Raw genomic sequence first — 16543 nt, 5'->3', positions numbered from 1 at the left:
AACTTCTTGTGGTGGCGAAGCCGGGAGTCTATCAACCCTCGCGCAAGACTGTCAGCGGGCTGGCATTGAGGGCTCGACGCGTACCGAACACACCGGCTGCCCCGATCAATAACGCTCCCACCAAAGGCAGTACCAGCAGCCATGGATGCGGATGCCAGGGCAGGTCGAACGCGTAACGATAAAGCACCAGGCTCACCAGTTCCGAACCCAAGGCCGCGAGCAAGCCACTGACCGCACCCAACAGCCCGAACTCGATGCGCCGGGCCTTGACCAACAGGGCTCGTTCGGCACCCAGGGCGCGGAGCAGCGCACCCTGGTGGATCCGTTCATCGAGGGTGGCTTGCAGGCCGGAGAACAGCACGGCCATTCCCGCAGCCAGTACAAACAGCAACACATATTCCACGGCCAGGGTGACCTGGGCCAGGATGCTGCGCAACTGCTCGAGCAGGGCTTCGACTTGCAGGATCGTCACCGCCGGGAAGGCCCTGGACAGGTCGACAATCTGCTGGTCGTGGCCTGCCGCCAGATAGAAGCTGGTCAGATAGGTGGCCGGTAGATCCTTCAGCGTGCCGGGTTGGAAGATCATGAAAAAGTTAGGCTGAAAGTTGTCCCAGTTGATTTCTCGCAAGCTGGTGACCTTCGCCTCACGATTGACGCCGCCCACGTTGAAAACCAGACGGTCCCCCAGCTGGATCTTGAGGTTCTCGGCCACCTTGCCTTCTACCGAAACGCCCGGAATATCGTCCGGCGGTTGCTGCGGCCACCAGGTCCCGGCCGTGACGACGTTGCCCGCCGGCAGGTCCGCAGCCCAGGTCAGGCTCAGGTCGCGCTGCAGGGCCCGGTCACCAGCCGAGTCCTTGGTGACAAACTCCTTGGCCGGCTCGCCGTTGATACTGATCAGGCGTCCCGGTACCACGGGGTAGAGCGGCGCCGATTGCGCCGACAACGCTAGCAGCTTGTCGGTGAAGGCCTGCTTGTCGTTGGGCAAGATATTCAGGGCGAAATAGTTCGGGGCGTTTTTCGGCAACTGGTTTTGCCAAGTGTCCAGCAGCTCGCCGCGCAAGAGGGCGATCAGCGCCATGGACAACAGAATCAAGCCGAATGCCAACGCCTGGCCGGCCGCCGCCAAGGGGTGGCGCAGCAACTGGCCCAGGCCGAGCCGCCAGGGTAACGAGGCGCGGGCCAGCATCCTGCGCAAGCTTTGGAGCAGCAGCAACAGCAGGCCGCCGAGCACCAGTGCTGCGATGACGCCACCGCCGAGCAGGGCGAACGTCAGGACCAGGTCCAGGCTCAAGCGCCACATGATCAGGCCAAGGGCACCCAGGGCGGCCCCATAGACCACCCAGGTGCTGGAAGGAATCGGCAGCATGTCCCGGCGTAAAACGCGCAAGGGGGGTACCCGTCCCAGCGCGGCCAGAGGGGGCAGGGCGAAGCCGGCCAACGCCACCATTCCGGTGCCGATTCCGGCAATGGCCGGCAGCAGGCCACCCGGCGGGACGGTCGTGGGTAACAGGTCATGCAGCAGTGCAAACAGACCCAGTTGGGCGACCCAGCCAAGCAGCGCACCGCTGAGGCTGGCCAGCAGGCCCAGCACGGTCAATTGCAGGCTGAACAGCACCATGGTTTCCCGGCGTGACAACCCCAGGCAACGCAGCAGTGCGCTGGCATCAAAGCGTCGGGTGGCAAAGCGGTTGGCCGAGAGGGCGACGGCGACGCCGGACAGCAGCACCGCCACCAGGCTGGCCATGTTCAGATACCGTTCGGCCTTGCCCAGGGCGCCACCGATCTGCCGGTTGCCATCGCGTGCATCCTGCAGCCGCTGATTGGGCTCCAGGCCCGGCTTGATCAGGTCGCGGTAGGTTTGCAGCGCTGGTGCCGGGCCGCGCCACAGGTCGCGATAACTGACGCGGCTGCCGGGCTGCACGACGCCGGTAGCGTCCAGGTCTTTGAGGTTGATCATGACCCGGGGCGTGAGGCTATAGAAATTGCCGGCGCGATCCGGTTCGTAGGTCAGCACACGGCTCAGGCGCAGGGGCTGGTTGCCGACGTCGATGCTGTCGCCGATTTTCAGATCCAGAGCGGTCAGCAGTCGTGCTTCGACCCAGGCCTCGCCAGGGTTTGGTCGCCCGCCGGTTTCTTCCGGGGCGAACGGGGCAGGGGCGCTTTTCAGTTCGCCGCGCAGGGGGTAGATGTCATCGACGGCCTTGACGCTGGAGAGCTGAATGCCATTGTCGGTGGCCACGACGCTGGAGAACTCCACCACCCGGGCATGTTCGAGGCCCAGATCGGTGCCGCCGCGAATCTGTTCGGGGCGGGCTGGCGAGCTGCCTTCGAGCAGCAGGTCGGCGCCAAGAAACTCGGTGGCGCGCATCATCATCGCGCCGTTGAGACGGGCTCCGAAGTAGCCGATGGCGGTACTTGCCGCCACCGCCACCAGCAGGGCGAAGAACAACACCCGCAGTTCGCCGGCGCGGGCATCGCGCAGCAATTGGCGGACAGCGAGACTGAACAGACGCAACAGCGGCAAGCGTGCCATCAAGGCTCCAGGGGGGCGACCATCTGGCCGGCTTCAAGTCGAATCAGGCGCCGGCAACGATGGGCCAGGCGTTCGTCATGGGTGACCAGCACCAGGGTCGTGCCGCTTTCCTTGTTCAACTCGAACAGAAGATCGCTGATGCGCTCACCGGTGTGGCTGTCGAGGTTGCCAGTGGGTTCGTCGGCAAACAGCACGTCCGGCTCGGCCGCAAAGGCACGGGCAATCGCCACGCGTTGCTGCTCGCCGCCAGAGAGCTGGCGGGGCGAATGGGTCAGGCGCTGGCCCAGGCCGACCCGCTGCAGCAATTCCGTAGCGCGTTCGCGGGCATCCCGGCGACCATCAAGCTCCAATGGCAGCATGACGTTTTCCAACGCATTGAGGCTGTCGAGCAACTGGAACGACTGGAAGACAAAGCCGACATGCTCGGCGCGGATCCGGGCCCGCTGGTCTTCATCCAGAACGCTGAGGGCTTGGCCTGCGAGGGTCACTTCACCGCTGCTGGGCAGGTCGAGGCCGGCCAGCAGGCCCAGGAGGGTGGATTTGCCGGAACCGGATGCGCCGACAATGGCCAGGCTGTCGCCCTTGTTCAGTTCCAGGCTGAGTTCGTGCAGGATAGTCAGTTCACCTTCCGCGCTGGGAACCACTTTGCTAAGGTCCTTCGCGGTGAGAATGCTTGAGCCCATGGAGAATCCGATGCGTGTGTGGTTTTTGAGTGCCGGCCTGGCCCTGATGTGCATGGCCCAGAACGCAGCGGCGGGTACAGTCCTGATCGTTGGCGATAGTATCAGCGCCGCTTTCGGCCTGGATACCCGGCAAGGTTGGGTATCCTTGCTCGAACAACGGCTCAAGGCCGAAGGTTTCGACGACAAAGTGGTCAATGCTTCTATCAGTGGTGACACCAGTGCAGGCGGCCAGGCGCGGCTGCCGGCGCTGCTTGCAGCCCATAAGCCGGACCTGGTGATCCTGGAACTGGGGGGCAACGATGGCTTGCGTGGACAGCCGCCAACGCAATTGCAACAAAACCTTGCAGCGATGATCGACAGCTCGCGCGCCAGCGGTGCCAAGGTACTGCTGCTGGGCATGCAGTTGCCGCCCAATTATGGGCAGCGCTACACCGATGCCTTTGCCCGGGTCTACAGCACCCTGGCCGAGGAGAAAAACGTGCCGCTGGTGCCGTTTTTCCTTCAGGACGTTGGCGGTGTTCCGGGGATGATGCAGGGCGATGGCTTGCACCCGTCCGTCGCGGCCCAGGGCAAGTTGCTGGAAAATGTCTGGCCGACGCTAAAACCGCTGCTGTGACGCTTTTCTACAGGCGGTCTTTCGGCTAATGTGGCGCCCCCGATTTGGAGCCCCCGATGCCGCGTCCCGCCTGGTCCCTGTTTGCCTACCAACTGATCGAGCCTGACGAACAGCTGGACCTGTTCGCCTGCCAGGAAGTGCGGGTGCATCTGGTGACCCGGCAACTGGAACTCGGTGGCTCGGCCGACCGGACCCTGTGCGGCAGCCTGCTGCCGGCCCAGCCGCGCTGGTCGGCTGTTGACCGCAAGATATTCCAGGACCATCGCCTGTGTTCATTGTGCCGGGCGATCCTGGAGTCCCAGAAGCGCGGCACCTCGCCGATCTGGCCGGAACTGCGGTTCGAATTGTAATTCCCCAGATCCCCGGCATGCCCCTTGTGGGAGCGAGCCTGCTCGCGATGGCGGTGGGCCTGCTTGCATTGATGTTGGATGTGCCGCCGCTATCGCGAGCAGGCTCGCCCCCACAGGTTTTTATTTCAGTCTCCAGACATGCTAGGCATCGGACGCCTCATTGTCGCCCTCCCCGAAATAACGGGGGGCGGTGTACAATCACAATCTTCATACCCTCTGTTCGACCTGCAAAGGATTTCCCGGATGTTGCTGCGCTTGCCTGCCGTCACCCGCTGCCTGTCTCTTGCCGCCCTGTGCATGGCTGGTCCCGTTGCCGCCCTGGAGCTGCCTCTGCCACCGCCAGGCGAAGACATTGTCGGCCAGGTGCAGGTCATCAAGGCCAAATACGAAGACACCTTCGCCGACCTGGGCACTACCTACGACCTGGGCTACACCGAGATGGTCGCTGCCAACCCGGGCGTCGATCCCTGGTTGCCGGGTGCGGGCACCGAGGTCGTGCTGCCGACCCGTTTCATCCTGCCGCCTGGCCCGCGCGAAGGCATCGTGATTAACCTCGCCGAGTACCGTCTCTACTACTTCCCCAAGGGCCGGAATGTGGTCTACACCTTCCCGCTGGGCATTGGCCGTGAAGGTTGGGGATCGCCGATCGCCCACACCAGCATCATTGCCAAGACCCCGAATCCGACCTGGACTCCGCCGGCCTCGATCAAGGCTGAGCATGCCGCCGACGGCGATCCGTTGCCGAACGTGGTGCCGGCCGGTCCCGATAATCCCTTGGGTCCGTTCAAGTTCACCCTGGGCACCCCGGGTTACCTGATCCACGGTTCGAACAAGAAGTTCGGCATCGGCATGCGCACCAGCCACGGCTGCTTCCGCATGTTCAACAACAACGTACTGCAGATGGCCGGCATGGTGCCGGTGGGCACCTCGGTACGGATCATCAACGATCCCTACAAGCTGGGTGTGAGCGGCGGGAAGGTTTATCTGGAGGCCCACACGCCGCTGGACGACAACGGCAACCCATCGGTGGTGGACAAGCACACCGCGGTGATCAACACGATGCTCAAGCGTGAGGACATCACCAGCAACCTGCGCATGGACTGGGATGTGGTGCGTGATGTGGTGGCGGCCGAAGACGGCCTGCCGGTCGAGATCGCCGTTCCGAATACTTCGGCACCGATGGTCTCCAGCGCGCCGATCGATCTGCAACAGTAAAACCTGCAATAGAGACCCGCCGGCGTTTCGCGATGTCGGCGGGTTTTTTTATCGCCTGGGGAAACGCCGGGCAATAAAAAAGCCGACCCAAAAAATGGGTCGGCTCGATAACAATCCCGGAGGACTATTACTTGCGGCTAGCTTTTTCCAGCATGCGCAGAGCACGCTCGTTAGCTTCGTCAGCAGTCTGTTGTGCTTTTTGAGCAGCAGCCAGAGCTTCATCAGCTTTACGGTAAGCTTCGTCTGCACGAGCTTGGGCGCGAGCTGCTGCGTCTTCGGTAGCAGTCAGACGTGCTTCGGTTTCTTTCGATGCGCTGCTGCAACCGGTAGCCAGAACTGCGGCCAGGGCCAGAGCAGAGAATTTCAGAACGTTGTTCATCGTGTTCCCCTTCAAGGACTTTCTATTAAGTGACTGTCTCCTCACAGCGAGGAGTTAGCCGGCGTACATACTACCCATTACTTGTAGTAAGTAAACTGACGTCGCGCAAGAAGCAAAAAAATTGTAGGCGGTGATTCTTTTTCGAGCAACTTTTTGGGGTGTTGTTTAAAAAATATGCAGCCTCCGGCACCTGGCTTGAGCGCGTCATTGAGCAAAAGTTCCGTGCGCGGGAGAACTTTCCTTAAGCCGTTAACGTCGTTGTTTATTGATTCATCTACACTTTTGAGCGTTTTTTGCTCAGGGGGGCGGCTATCTTTATTGGTGTTGGCGGTGACTTTAATAACCGGCGCTCGTCTCACGACTCAACAACTGGCGATGTTCAGCTATTGCGCCTTGGCCGACTAGCGCGTGACGGTGGCGCTCAATCGATAAACCCGACCGGGTTTTACCCCCATTGACGGGCGTGCCTTGAGCATTTGCGTCATTGGTGCCTACTATTCACGACGTGCTCGGGGTTGAGCGGTGGGTGTTGGCGCTCGGTGACCAGACAGGCACGGGGTGGCGTAGATGTTCCTTCGCCGGAAAAACATCGGTAAGGTAGGGGTCAGCATTCAGACCCGCGAGGAGTAGTGATGAGCGAGGCGTTGTCCATCCACCATGACCAGGCTGGTCATCAGTTCGAGACCAATGTGGACGGTCATCGTGCCTATCTGACTTATATGGACCTGGGCAAACAGACCCTGGATATCTATCGCACCTTCGTGCCCAATGCCTTGCGCGGACGCGGCATTGCGGCGGCGCTGACCGAAAGGGCGCTGCAATACGCCGACGAAATGGGCTACACGGTGATCCCGTCCTGCTCCTACGTGGAGCGCTACATGGAGCGTCACCAGCGTCACGCGGCCAAGCTCTGACCTTACGGATTCCCCAATAAAAACGCCGGGCTGAAAAGCCCGGCGTTTTTTTAGCCTTGAAAAGAGCAAAGGTCGCAGCCTTCGCCTACACATAGCCGGCCTAGGCGCCGTCGAGTGCAACGAGGCTGCGATCCTTTTAGCCACGCTGACGTTTAGGCAACACGTCCTTGAGCTTGGCATGCATGCTGCGCAGGGTGTTCTCGGTTGCGCTCCAGTCGATGCAGGCATCGGTGATGGACACACCGTACTGCAAGTCCGCCAGATCCTTGGGGATCGCCTGGCAGCCCCAATTCAAATGGCTTTCGACCATCAGGCCGATGATCGACTGGTTGCCTTCCAGAATCTGGTTGGCCACGTTTTCCATCACCAGCGGTTGCAGCGCCGGATCCTTGTTGGAGTTGGCGTGGCTGCAGTCGACCATGATGTTCGGTTTGATCTTGGCCTTGTTCAGTGCCTGCTCACACAGCGCGACGCTGACCGAATCGTAGTTCGGTTTGCCGTTGCCACCGCGCAGCACCACGTGACCATAAGCGTTGCCCTTGGTGGTGACGATCGAGACGCCACCCTCCTGGTTGATGCCCAGGAAGCGGTGAGGGCTGGAAACCGACTGCAAGGCGTTGATCGCCACGGTGAGGCCGCCGTCGGTGCCATTCTTGAAACCCACGGCCGAGGACAAGCCGGAGGCCATTTCACGGTGAGTCTGGGATTCGGTGGTCCGCGCACCGATGGCCGACCAACTGATCAGGTCCTGCAAGTATTGCGGGGAAATCGGGTCCAGGGCTTCGGTGGCGGTGGGCAGGCCCATTTCGGCCAGATCCAGCAGCAATTGGCGACCGATGTGCAGGCCATCCTGGATCTTGAAGGAGTCGTCCAGGTACGGGTCGTTGATCAGGCCTTTCCAGCCGACGGTGGTGCGCGGCTTTTCGAAATACACCCGCATTACCAGGTACAGGGTGTCGGAAACTTCCGCCGCCAGCACTTTCAGGCGCTCGGCATATTCGTGGGCGGCCTTGATGTCATGGATCGAGCAGGGCCCGATGACCACGAACAGGCGATGGTCGGTGCCGTCGAGAATGTTGCGAATGACTTCCCGGCCCTTGGTCACGGTGCGCAGGGCAGCGTCGCTCAGGGGGATATCGCGCTTGAGCTGGTCAGGCGTGATGAGGGTCTCGTTGGAGGCGACGTTAAGGTCATTGATCGGTAAATCAGCCATCGTGTTACTCGTCAGGTCACGGGTGCCGGCCGCCAGCGATCCCCGCGCGGCGGTGCACAGCGGATTTAAGCGCGTCGGGGAGCGGAACCTTAGCGCGTTACGAGGTTGCTCGACAATGGGCAGGGACGGGTTAATTGCGGCGGGGGAGCTTGCTCGCGCTTGACGGCGCAGCCTTCACAAAAGGACCTGCTGCGCCCGAACGTGAACCGGCCCGGCGGAACCCGGCTGTCTCGCCACGTTGGCCCGCACCTATGTAATGATGCGCATGGACTGTTAGTTGAGGAGTGGCAATGATGCAGGCAGGCGTTAAACCGCGGATCGGGATGATCGGCACCGGTGCGATCGGTGGGTTCTATGGCGTGATGCTGGCTCGCGCCGGTTTTGACGTGCATTTTTTACTGCGCAGCGAATTTGGGGCGGTGGCCGAGGGCGGCTTGCGAGTCGACAGCGCGGTTCACGGCGCCCTGACGCTCAACCCGGTCCAGGCGTATCGTTCGGCGGCGGACATGCCGCCCTGCGACTGGCTACTGGTCGGTGCCAAGACCACCAGCAATGCCGACCTGGCCCCGGCCATCATTCAAGCTGCCGCTCAGGGTGCAAAAGTCCTGTTGCTGCAAAATGGCCTGGATGTTGAGGACGACCTCCGACCGTTGCTGCCCGATTCGCTGCATCTGCTGGGCGGCCTGTGCCTGATCTGTGTGCATCGGGTCGGTCCCGGCGTCATTGCCCACCAGGCCCTCGGTGCAGTCAACCTCGGTTACCACAGCGGTCCTTGCCACGATCAGGCGCAACGCATGGCGATTGTCGAGCAGGGGGCCGGGCTGTTCCGTGCCGCCGGCCTGGATTCCCAGGCCATGCCCGACCTGCGGCAGGCGCGCTGGCAGAAACTGGTGTGGAACGTGCCCTACAACGGTCTTTCGGTTCTGTTGGGTGCCAGTACCACGCCGTTGATGGCCGACAGTGACAGCCGAGGCTTGATCCAGGCCCTGATGGGGGAGGTGGTGCGGGGTGCTCAGGCTTGCGGTCACCAGATTGCGCCGGGCTATGCCGAGTATCTGTTTGCGATGACCGAAAAGATGCCCGACTACTGGCCGAGTATGTATCACGATTATTCCCACCAGCGCGCGCTGGAGCTGGAGGCTATTTACAGCCGACCATTGGCGGCGGCGAAAAAAGCCGGTTGTGAGCTGCCGAAAATCGAAGCCTTGTATCAGGCGTTGGCATTTATGGACCGACGAAACCGCTGATCAGGCGAAAGGGGGAGCGACATGGCAAACAACATCGACGACAAACTGGTGCTGGCGATTTCCTCGCGGGCGCTGTTCGATCTGAGTGACAGCCATAAGGTGTATCTGTCGGGCGGCGTCGAGGCTTACCGGCAATATCAGATTGAGCATGAGGACGAAGTCCTCGAACCCGGCGACGCCTTCGCTCTCGTACAAAAGCTGCTGAATCTCAACGAGCATCTGGGGCGTGCGCGAGTCGAGGTGGTTCTGGTTTCGCGCAACAGCGCCGACACCGGCCTGCGGGTGTTCAACTCGATTCATCATTACGGGCTGGCGATTTCCCGCGCGGCGTTCGTCGGCGGCCGCAGTCCTTACCCCTATCTGAAGGCGTTCGGCTGTGATCTGTTTCTGTCCACCCACGCTGAAGATGTGCGCAGTGCCCTGGACGCCGGATTCGCCGCTGCGACCATTCTGTCGGGTGGCGCCAGCCGCGCCGCCAGCGAGGAACTGCGTATCGCTTTCGACGGCGATGCGGTGCTGTTTTCCGACGAATCCGAGCGTGTCTATCAGAGCGGCGGCCTGGCTGCATTCCAGGCCAGCGAACGGCAAGCGGCTCGTGAGCCGCTGCGAGGCGGGCCGTTCAAGGGGTTTCTGGCGGCACTCAATGCACTGCAACGCGAGTTCCCCGAAGACGCCTGCCCGATTCGCACGGCGCTGGTCACTGCCCGTTCGGCACCGGCCCACGAGCGCGTCATCCGGACGTTGCGCGAATGGGACATTCGTCTGGATGAGTCGCTGTTTCTCGGTGGCCTGACCAAATCGGCATTTCTCGAAGCCTTCGCCGCCGACGTCTTTTTCGACGACCAGACCGGCCACTGCGAACTGGCTCGCGAGGTGGTCGCCACGGGTCATGTGCCCCACGGCATCAGCAATGAAGTGAAGCTCTGACTGCCCGTTGTTTAGGGCGTTACGCTGGACGTCGTACTCCTCAAGGCGCTGCTAAGCTGAATCCATCTCCGCCATTCTGGCACGCGAGGAGGTCACATGATTCGTTCGATGCTGTACGCCACAGACCTGGGACTTTACGCCCCTTATGTGATGCAGCATGCCTTGGCGTTGGCACGGACGTTCGAAGCCGAGTTGTATGTGGTGCATGCGGTAGAGCCGATGGGGCTGTTCGCGGAGTCGGTGTTGCAAAGTTATCTCGATGAGCAAGCGCTGAACGAATTTCATCGCCAGGGTCTGAATACGGTGATGGCCAACATTGAACAGCGGGTACTCGACAGCTTTCGCGAAGAGTTGGGCGAGGGGCAGCAGGACTTGAAGCTGATCAAGTCGGTGCGGGTTTTCCAGGGCGATCCATCCCAGGTCATTCTCGATCAGGCTGCGAAACTCTCAGTCGATTTGCTGATCGTAGGCAGTCACTGTCAAGGGGCTAGCGGTGAAACACCGCTGGGCAGGACCGCTGCGCGGGTATTGCAGTTATCCCGGGTACCGGTCTACCTGGTGCCGCTGGTGCAGCGGCGACGTCAGGGGGAGGCTTGAGGCAAAGTAGTGGCTTTTTTATAAAAAGTTCTAGATTAATTAATACAACCATTCATATAGTTATATATCGTCGCTGATGCCCGTGGCGTCCAACTGCTTTGAGGGATACATATGAAGCTTCAACAACTGCGCTACATCTGGGAAGTGGCGCACCACGACCTCAACGTTTCCGCTACTGCCCAAAGCCTCTACACGTCGCAACCCGGCATCAGCAAGCAGATCCGCCTGTTGGAGGATGAGCTGGGTGTCGAAGTTTTCGCCCGCAGCGGCAAGCACCTGACCCGCGTGACTCCGGCCGGTGAGCGCATCATCACCACGGCCGGGGAGATCCTGCGCAAGGTCGAAAGCATCAAGCAGATTGCCCAGGAATTTTCCAACGAGAAAAAAGGCACGCTGTCGATTGCCACCACCCACACCCAGGCCCGTTATGCACTGCCTCCGGTGATCAGCAACTTCATCAAGCAATACCCGGACGTGGCCTTGCATATGCACCAGGGCTCGCCGATGCAGATCGCCGAAATGGCGGCGGACGGTACCGTGGATTTCGCCATCGCCACCGAGGCTCTGGAACTGTTCGGCGATCTGGTGATGATGCCGTGCTACCGCTGGAACCGCTGCGTGGTTGTGCCTCAGGGCCATCCGCTGACCAAGCTGCCAAAGTTGACGCTTGAAGCCTTGGCCGAATACCCCATCGTGACTTACGTATTCGGTTTTACCGGCCGTTCGAAACTCGACGAAGCCTTCAGCCATCGCGGCCTGACCCCGAAAGTGGTGTTCACCGCCGCCGACGCCGACGTCATCAAGACCTATGTCCGCCTTGGTCTGGGCGTGGGCATCGTGGCGAAAATGGCCGTCGATACCAAGCTGGACGGCGATCTGGTGGTGCTGGATGCCAGCGAGTTGTTCGAGTCCAGCGTGACCAAGATCGGTTTCCGGCGTGGCACCTTCCTGCGTGGTTTCATGTGCGACTTCATCGAAAAGTTCGCCCCACACCTGACCCGGGAAGTCATGGCCAAGGCCATCCAGTGCCACAACAAGCAGGAACTCGAAGAGCTGTTCGACGGTGTGGAATTACCGGTGCACTGAACAGTGAGTGCTAGATCGCCTCGGTGACAGCGAACTGTTGCCGGGCGCCTGCGACGACGATCTCTACTTCATCCCCTTCGAACTTGCCCAGCAGGCTTCGTCCCAGCGGCGAGCGAGGGGTGATGACGGTGATCGGCTGGCCCACCAGCGACACTTTCAACCCCGCGGCATCCGGTCCCAGAAACAACCATTGCTGACGATCATCCTCATCCGCCAGCCCGATCAGGGTGCCAATCTGAATGCCGCGCTGTTCGTCGTAGGGCCTGAGTATCAGGTTCTGGCAGAGGGCGAGGGCCTGGCGGATTTCTTCGACACGCCTGGCTTGCCCGGCAGCGAGGTAAGACGCTTCAAGACCCAGGGTGTCGTATTTGTTCTCGGCGATGTTTTCCTCGTGGGTCGCGGTTTCGTAGGCCGTTTGCGCGGCGCGCTCGGCGATACCCAGGTCAATCCTGAGTTTGTCGAGAATCAGTTGGTGGACGATCTGTTTGTTCATGATCAATCGCAAAACTGCAAAACGTTGGCCCGGCTCTTTTCACTGGGCGCGTTCTGGTCCTGTTGCAACCAGAACTGACACTTGGGGTTGGACAGGTTGCGAGGATCGCTGCGAGCTTGATCCAGGGCCTGTCGTTGTTCGTTTCGTTGCAGATTTTGCTGGTACTGCTCGAACATGGGGGGTGGCGGCTCCGGGGTCGGTTGCACCGCCGGCGGTTGCCCCAGTTGCTGCACGGCCGCGGCCACTGGCGCCAGTTGTTCGTTGAACAGGAATCTGGACAGCAGCCAACCGGTCAATACGATGGCGAGAAACCCCAGCCACAGGCCCAGGGCAATGCTGACGGTCAATTGCAGGGCTGTAAGGCGTGGCGCTGGCGGGTGATCGGACATGGCTGCTTCCTGGCAATGAACACGTGATAGGCGGCGATTGTCGCATGAAGATTAATCGCCGTCGGCTCTTCTGCATCATCGGTTTAATGCGGGACAATCAGGCCTTTGCCACAGGGAGTCGGGAATGACCGTGCGCTGGGATATTTTTTGCACCGTCGTCGATAACTTTGGCGACATCGGCGTCACTTGGCGCCTGGCTCGGCAATTGGTGGCCGAGCATCAATGTGCGGTGCGGTTATGGGTAGATGACCTGCGGGCCTTTGAACGACTGTGTCCGCAAATCGACATCACGCTGTCCGAGCAATGGCAGCAGGGTGTGCAAGTCTGCCATTGGCCTGAGGTCTGGCCGTCCACCGACGCCGCCGATGTAGTCATCGCCGCGTTTGCCTGCCAGTTGCCGAGCGCCTACATGGATGCGATGGCCGAGCGGCAGACCACGCCGTTGTGGATGAACCTCGATTACCTGAGTGCGGAAGATTGGGTGATCGGGTGCCACGGATTACCCTCGGTCAAATACAAGCACGTGCAGAAATATTTCTTTTTTCCGGGCTTCCGCGAGGGCACGGGCGGGCTGCTGCGTGAAGCCGGCCTGCTGGAGCGGCGTCGGCAGTTTCAGCAGGATGCCCAGGCGCAACGGATTTTCCTGGAGGCGTTGGGCGTCCATCGGACGCCGGGCTCGCGTCTGATCTCGCTGTTTGCCTACGAAAACGCCGGGCTTGCCAGTTGGTTCGATGCCATGGCGACCGATACCCAGGCCTCTCATGTATTGATTCCCGAAGGTCGGGTGCTCGGCGATGTCCAGCGTTGGCTGGGCATCGATGGCCTGAAGGCCGGTGCGGTACAACAACGTGGTGCCCTGACGGTGCAGGTGCTGCCGTTCGTCCGCCAGGATCAGTACGATCAACTGCTATGGTGCTGCGATTTCAACGCCGTGCGGGGTGAAGACTCCTTCGTGCGCGCCCAATGGGCGGGTCGGCCGCTGCTCTGGCATATCTACCAGCAGGAAGAAGACGTTCATCTGGAAAAACTCGAGGCATTTCTCAGGCTGTACACCCACGGCCTTTCGGAGCCGGCTGAAAAAGCGATCAGCGGTCTCTGGCGATCCTGGAATGCTGGCCAGGACATGGCCGAACACTGGAAAATGGTCGATCAACAGCAGCAGGAACTGCTTGATCATGCCCAGGCATGGTGTCTGGAACAGGCCTCGCGACCCGATCTTGCCGCAGCGCTGGTGAAGTTTTATGTAAATTGGATATGATACGCGGCCTAGATTTTTGTAAATCCCATCCAAATTCGGATATTCGCAATGAAAACTGGTAAAGAACTGAAACCCGGGACCGTGATCCGTCTCGAAAACGATCCTTGGCTGGTTCAGAAAGCTGAGTTCACCAAGTCGGGTCGTAACAGCGCGATCATGAAGACCAAGCTGAAGAACCTGCTGACCGGTTACAAAACCGAGATCGTCTACAGCGCCGATGACAAACTGGACGACGTGATCCTCGACCGCAAAGAAGCGACCCTGTCCTTCATCAGCGGCGACACCTACACGTTCATGGACACCACTGACTACACCATGTACGAGCTGAACGCCGAAGACATCGAAAGCGTTCTGCCGTTCATCGAAGAAGGCATGACCGACGTCTGCGAAGCCGTGTTCTTCGAAGAGCGTCTGGTCTCCGTAGAACTGCCGACCACCATCGTGCGTCAGGTTGACTACACCGAAGGTTCCGCTCGCGGTGACACTTCCGGCAAGGTAATGAAGCCTGCCAAACTGAAGAACGGTACCGAGCTGTCGGTTGCTGACTTCATCGAAATCGGCGACATGATCGAGATCGATACCCGCGAAGGCGGTTCCTACAAAGGCCGCGCTAAATAAGCGAAGTCTTGTGTATGAAAAAGCCCGACCATTGAGTCGGGCTTTTTCATGCCTGCGGATCATGTTCAGACAGAGGGCAGGATGGAGACGGTGGCGAGGGGATTTAATCCTGCCCTGTGGGAGCAAGGCTTGCTCGCGATCCAGGCGCCTCGGTTCCGCGCTGTGTTCATCGCGGGCAAGCCTTGCTCCCACAGGGTTGCGCCACAAGTCACTTCAGATGTTGTTTCAGTTCTTGGGATACCTGCAACATCGCCGAACGCACCGCTGGCACCTGGCTCACCACATTGAGCAAACCATAATCGTGAATCATGCCGTTGTAGCGCACCGCCGTGACCGGCACGCCAGCCGCGTCCAGTTTACGGGCGTAGGCTTCACCCTCATCGCGCAACACGTCGGCCTCGGCGGTCTGTACCAGCGCGGGCGGCAGGCCCTTGAGTTGCGCGGTGCTGGCGCGTAACGGGGAGGCATAGATCTCGCTGCGTTGCCCGGCATCGGTGGTGTAGTTGTCCCAGAACCACTTCATCATGTTTTTACTGAGGAAGTGTCCCTCGGCGAATTGGTTGTAGGACGCCGTCTCGAAACTGGCATCGGTCACCGGCCACAACAAGGCCTGGAATTTGATCGCCGGGGTACCTTTGTCCTTGGCCATCAACGCCACGACCGCTGCCATGTTGCCGCCGACGCTGTTGCCCACCACGGCCAGGCGCTTGCCGTCGACATTGATTTGCTTGCCATGCTCGGCCACCCATTTCGTCGCGGCGTAGGCCTGATTGATCGCTACCGGGTAATGCGCTTCCGGCGAAGGCGTGTAGTTGACGAACACTGCGACGGCACCTGATCCGGCCACCAGATCCCGAACCAGCCGTTCGTGGGTTGGGAAATCCCCCAATACCCAACCACCGCCGTGGAAGAACATGAACACCGGCAGTTCACCCTTGACGCCGGCCGGCCGGACGATGGTCAGGCTGATCGGCTGGCCATCGACCTCAATAGTTTTCTCGCTGACGTCGGCCTTGGGCAAGCTCAGTTTCACCCCGGCCTGGGCGCCGACCAGTACCGCGCGGGCGTCCTTGGGCGACAGTTGCTCCAATGGCTTGCCGGTGCCGGCATTCAGCGCGTCGAGAAACGCCTGGGTGTTGTGTTCCACGATGCCGTCGGCGAACGCGCTGCCGACGCTCAGTGCCAGAAGGGTGCCGGTCAAGGCTTTGCTGAAGGTGTTCATGTGCATCTCCTTAAGTGCAGGCTGGAAGGCGTTGGTTAAACGGTGACGTGCAGGCGCACATCGACGTTGCCACGAGTGGCGTTGGAGTACGGGCAGACTTGGTGAGCTGCGTCCACCAGGCTCTGTGCATCGGCCAGGTCCAGACCGGGCAAGCTGATGTGCAGGTCGATGTCGAGGCCGAAACCACCGGGAATCTGGCCGATACCGACATGGGCGGTGATCGAGGCGTCATCCGCAATCTTGCGCTTGCTTTGGCTTGCGACGAATTTCAGGGCACCGATAAAGCAGGCCGAGTAGCCGGCAGCGAACAGTTGTTCCGGGTTGGTTGCCGCGCCGCCTGCACCGCCGAGTTCTTTGGGGGTGGCGAGTTTGACGTCCAGGATGTTGTCGCTGGAGATTGCACGACCATCACGGCCACCGGTGGAAGTTGCGATTGCGGTGTAGAGCGTTTGCATGGTGAGAGCCTCGGTTTTGGTTGCTGTTACAGCGCTAAATGTTTGTGCGCTAAGTAGGTGTGATGCAAATGTATAGCGCTAATATTTTGCGCGCAAGATAAATTTTTAAGGGGAATTGAATTTCGCTCGCTCTAACGGCGTAGATCCCTTGAGATAGAGCGGTTTCATCAGCTGAAAATTTTTTTTTAAGAGAGGGGGCAGGAGGTGATCGGACTGGTGCCATCGCGAGCAGGCTCGCTCCCACAACGATCTGTGTTAAACACAAAAAGTGCGTTCACCAAAGATCAAAATGTGGGAGCGAGCCTGCTCGCGATAGCGTTGGGGCAGTTGACGGTGCTGCTGGAC

Annotated in this window: 18 protein-coding genes; 10 read left to right on the top strand and 8 right to left on the bottom strand. The window is 60.4% G+C overall.

The window, feature by feature from the left end:
* Positions 1-31: 31 nt before the first annotated feature.
* Positions 32-2536, bottom strand: coding sequence for an ABC transporter permease (locus BW979_RS22215; protein WP_076385720.1), 2505 nt, complete (start codon positions 2534-2536; stop codon positions 32-34).
* A complete protein-coding gene (locus BW979_RS22210; protein ID WP_047226349.1) occupies positions 2536-3219 on the bottom strand; it encodes an ABC transporter ATP-binding protein in 684 nt (227 codons plus the stop codon). Before BW979_RS22210 ends, BW979_RS22215 begins: the two co-directional genes overlap by 1 nt.
* 10 nt (positions 3220-3229) lie before the next feature.
* Here BW979_RS22210 and BW979_RS22205 point away from each other — a divergent pair, with 10 nt between their 5' ends.
* The 3 genes from BW979_RS22205 to BW979_RS22190 all read left to right on the top strand — a co-directional run bounded on the left by BW979_RS22205 (position 3230) and on the right by BW979_RS22190 (position 5400).
* On the top strand, positions 3230-3835 hold the full coding sequence (locus BW979_RS22205) for an arylesterase (protein ID WP_047226350.1): 606 nt from the start codon (positions 3230-3232) through the stop codon (positions 3833-3835).
* A gap of 56 nt (positions 3836-3891) precedes the next feature.
* Positions 3892-4185 (top strand): hypothetical protein, encoded by a 294-nt coding sequence (locus tag BW979_RS22200; protein WP_047226351.1) that lies wholly within the window; start codon positions 3892-3894, stop codon positions 4183-4185.
* 243 nt (positions 4186-4428) lie between these two features.
* On the top strand, positions 4429-5400 hold the full coding sequence (locus tag BW979_RS22190) for a L,D-transpeptidase family protein (RefSeq protein WP_047226352.1): 972 nt from the start codon (positions 4429-4431) through the stop codon (positions 5398-5400).
* Between the two features lie 127 nt (positions 5401-5527).
* Here BW979_RS22190 and oprI read toward each other — a convergent pair whose 3' ends face one another.
* Positions 5528-5779 carry an outer membrane lipoprotei OprI gene (oprI, locus tag BW979_RS22185; RefSeq protein WP_011335311.1) on the bottom strand — a complete coding sequence of 84 codons (252 nt, stop codon included), beginning with the start codon at positions 5777-5779 and terminating at the stop codon, positions 5528-5530.
* 632 nt (positions 5780-6411) lie between these two features.
* On the opposite strand from oprI, the gene BW979_RS22180 reads away from it, so the two are divergent.
* Entirely contained in the window at positions 6412-6693 is a 282-nt protein-coding gene (locus BW979_RS22180) for a GNAT family N-acetyltransferase (protein WP_047226353.1), read from the top strand.
* Between the two features lie 136 nt (positions 6694-6829).
* Here the strand turns inward: BW979_RS22180 and BW979_RS22175 are convergent, their stop codons facing one another.
* On the bottom strand, positions 6830-7906 hold the full coding sequence (locus BW979_RS22175; protein WP_003199364.1) for a 3-deoxy-7-phosphoheptulonate synthase: 1077 nt from the start codon (positions 7904-7906) through the stop codon (positions 6830-6832).
* A gap of 293 nt (positions 7907-8199) precedes the next feature.
* On the opposite strand from BW979_RS22175, the gene BW979_RS22170 reads away from it, so the two are divergent.
* From BW979_RS22170 to cysB, 4 genes are all read left to right on the top strand, one after another.
* Positions 8200-9153 carry a putative 2-dehydropantoate 2-reductase gene (locus BW979_RS22170; protein WP_047226421.1) on the top strand — a complete coding sequence of 318 codons (954 nt, stop codon included), beginning with the start codon at positions 8200-8202 and terminating at the stop codon, positions 9151-9153.
* A 21-nt stretch (positions 9154-9174) separates the two neighbouring features.
* Positions 9175-10080, top strand: a complete 906-nt coding sequence (locus tag BW979_RS22165) for a 5'-nucleotidase (protein WP_047226354.1) — start codon at positions 9175-9177, stop codon at positions 10078-10080.
* A 96-nt stretch (positions 10081-10176) separates the two neighbouring features.
* Positions 10177-10677 (top strand): universal stress protein, encoded by a 501-nt coding sequence (locus tag BW979_RS22160; RefSeq protein WP_047226355.1) that lies wholly within the window; start codon positions 10177-10179, stop codon positions 10675-10677.
* A 111-nt stretch (positions 10678-10788) separates the two neighbouring features.
* Positions 10789-11763, top strand: a complete 975-nt coding sequence (gene cysB, locus BW979_RS22155; protein ID WP_018603112.1) for an HTH-type transcriptional regulator CysB — start codon at positions 10789-10791, stop codon at positions 11761-11763.
* A 10-nt stretch (positions 11764-11773) separates the two neighbouring features.
* Here cysB and BW979_RS22150 read toward each other — a convergent pair whose 3' ends face one another.
* Positions 11774-12256 (bottom strand): GreA/GreB family elongation factor, encoded by a 483-nt coding sequence (locus tag BW979_RS22150; RefSeq protein ID WP_047226356.1) that lies wholly within the window; start codon positions 12254-12256, stop codon positions 11774-11776.
* A 2-nt stretch (positions 12257-12258) separates the two neighbouring features.
* The gene (locus tag BW979_RS22145; RefSeq protein ID WP_076385716.1) at positions 12259-12645 is read right to left on the bottom strand and encodes a hypothetical protein; all 387 of its coding nucleotides are present in this window, start codon (positions 12643-12645) and stop codon (positions 12259-12261) included.
* A gap of 124 nt (positions 12646-12769) precedes the next feature.
* Here BW979_RS22145 and earP point away from each other — a divergent pair, with 124 nt between their 5' ends.
* Both earP and BW979_RS22135 read left to right on the top strand, forming a co-directional pair.
* Complete coding sequence (gene earP, locus BW979_RS22140) at positions 12770-13903, top strand: elongation factor P maturation arginine rhamnosyltransferase EarP (RefSeq protein ID WP_047226358.1); 1134 nt, start codon at positions 12770-12772, stop codon at positions 13901-13903.
* A 48-nt stretch (positions 13904-13951) separates the two neighbouring features.
* Positions 13952-14521, top strand: coding sequence for an elongation factor P (locus BW979_RS22135; protein WP_003199385.1), 570 nt, complete (start codon positions 13952-13954; stop codon positions 14519-14521).
* A gap of 208 nt (positions 14522-14729) precedes the next feature.
* Here the strand turns inward: BW979_RS22135 and BW979_RS22130 are convergent, their stop codons facing one another.
* Together BW979_RS22130 and BW979_RS22125 are read right to left on the bottom strand one after the other, a co-directional pair.
* A complete protein-coding gene (locus BW979_RS22130) occupies positions 14730-15743 on the bottom strand; it encodes an alpha/beta hydrolase (protein ID WP_076385714.1) in 1014 nt (337 codons plus the stop codon).
* Positions 15744-15778: 35 nt separating this feature from the next.
* The gene (locus BW979_RS22125) at positions 15779-16198 is read right to left on the bottom strand and encodes an organic hydroperoxide resistance protein (RefSeq protein WP_047226360.1); all 420 of its coding nucleotides are present in this window, start codon (positions 16196-16198) and stop codon (positions 15779-15781) included.
* Positions 16199-16543 lie beyond the last annotated feature (345 nt).

Source organism: Pseudomonas sp. A214, from assembly GCF_900156295.1.
GTDB classification, from domain to species: domain Bacteria; phylum Pseudomonadota; class Gammaproteobacteria; order Pseudomonadales; family Pseudomonadaceae; genus Aquipseudomonas; species Aquipseudomonas rhizophila.
Note: the sequence above shows the minus strand (reverse complement) of the source record. Positions and strands in the feature narration are given on the sequence as shown.

Coding starts and splice junctions, on each gene's coding strand:
- BW979_RS22215 (WP_076385720.1), bottom strand. CDS start 2,536: ATGGCACGCTTGCCGCTGTTGCGTCTGTTCAGTCTCGCTGTCCGCCAA.
- BW979_RS22210 (WP_047226349.1), bottom strand. CDS start 3,219: ATGGGCTCAAGCATTCTCACCGCGAAGGACCTTAGCAAAGTGGTTCCC.
- BW979_RS22205 (WP_047226350.1), top strand. CDS start 3,230: ATGCGTGTGTGGTTTTTGAGTGCCGGCCTGGCCCTGATGTGCATGGCC.
- BW979_RS22200 (WP_047226351.1), top strand. CDS start 3,892: ATGCCGCGTCCCGCCTGGTCCCTGTTTGCCTACCAACTGATCGAGCCT.
- BW979_RS22190 (WP_047226352.1), top strand. CDS start 4,429: ATGTTGCTGCGCTTGCCTGCCGTCACCCGCTGCCTGTCTCTTGCCGCC.
- oprI (WP_011335311.1), bottom strand. CDS start 5,779: ATGAACAACGTTCTGAAATTCTCTGCTCTGGCCCTGGCCGCAGTTCTG.
- BW979_RS22180 (WP_047226353.1), top strand. CDS start 6,412: ATGAGCGAGGCGTTGTCCATCCACCATGACCAGGCTGGTCATCAGTTC.
- BW979_RS22175 (WP_003199364.1), bottom strand. CDS start 7,906: ATGGCTGATTTACCGATCAATGACCTTAACGTCGCCTCCAACGAGACC.
- BW979_RS22170 (WP_047226421.1), top strand. CDS start 8,200: ATGCAGGCAGGCGTTAAACCGCGGATCGGGATGATCGGCACCGGTGCG.
- BW979_RS22165 (WP_047226354.1), top strand. CDS start 9,175: ATGGCAAACAACATCGACGACAAACTGGTGCTGGCGATTTCCTCGCGG.
- BW979_RS22160 (WP_047226355.1), top strand. CDS start 10,177: ATGATTCGTTCGATGCTGTACGCCACAGACCTGGGACTTTACGCCCCT.
- cysB (WP_018603112.1), top strand. CDS start 10,789: ATGAAGCTTCAACAACTGCGCTACATCTGGGAAGTGGCGCACCACGAC.
- BW979_RS22150 (WP_047226356.1), bottom strand. CDS start 12,256: ATGAACAAACAGATCGTCCACCAACTGATTCTCGACAAACTCAGGATT.
- BW979_RS22145 (WP_076385716.1), bottom strand. CDS start 12,645: ATGTCCGATCACCCGCCAGCGCCACGCCTTACAGCCCTGCAATTGACC.
- earP (WP_047226358.1), top strand. CDS start 12,770: ATGACCGTGCGCTGGGATATTTTTTGCACCGTCGTCGATAACTTTGGC.
- BW979_RS22135 (WP_003199385.1), top strand. CDS start 13,952: ATGAAAACTGGTAAAGAACTGAAACCCGGGACCGTGATCCGTCTCGAA.
- BW979_RS22130 (WP_076385714.1), bottom strand. CDS start 15,743: ATGAACACCTTCAGCAAAGCCTTGACCGGCACCCTTCTGGCACTGAGC.
- BW979_RS22125 (WP_047226360.1), bottom strand. CDS start 16,198: ATGCAAACGCTCTACACCGCAATCGCAACTTCCACCGGTGGCCGTGAT.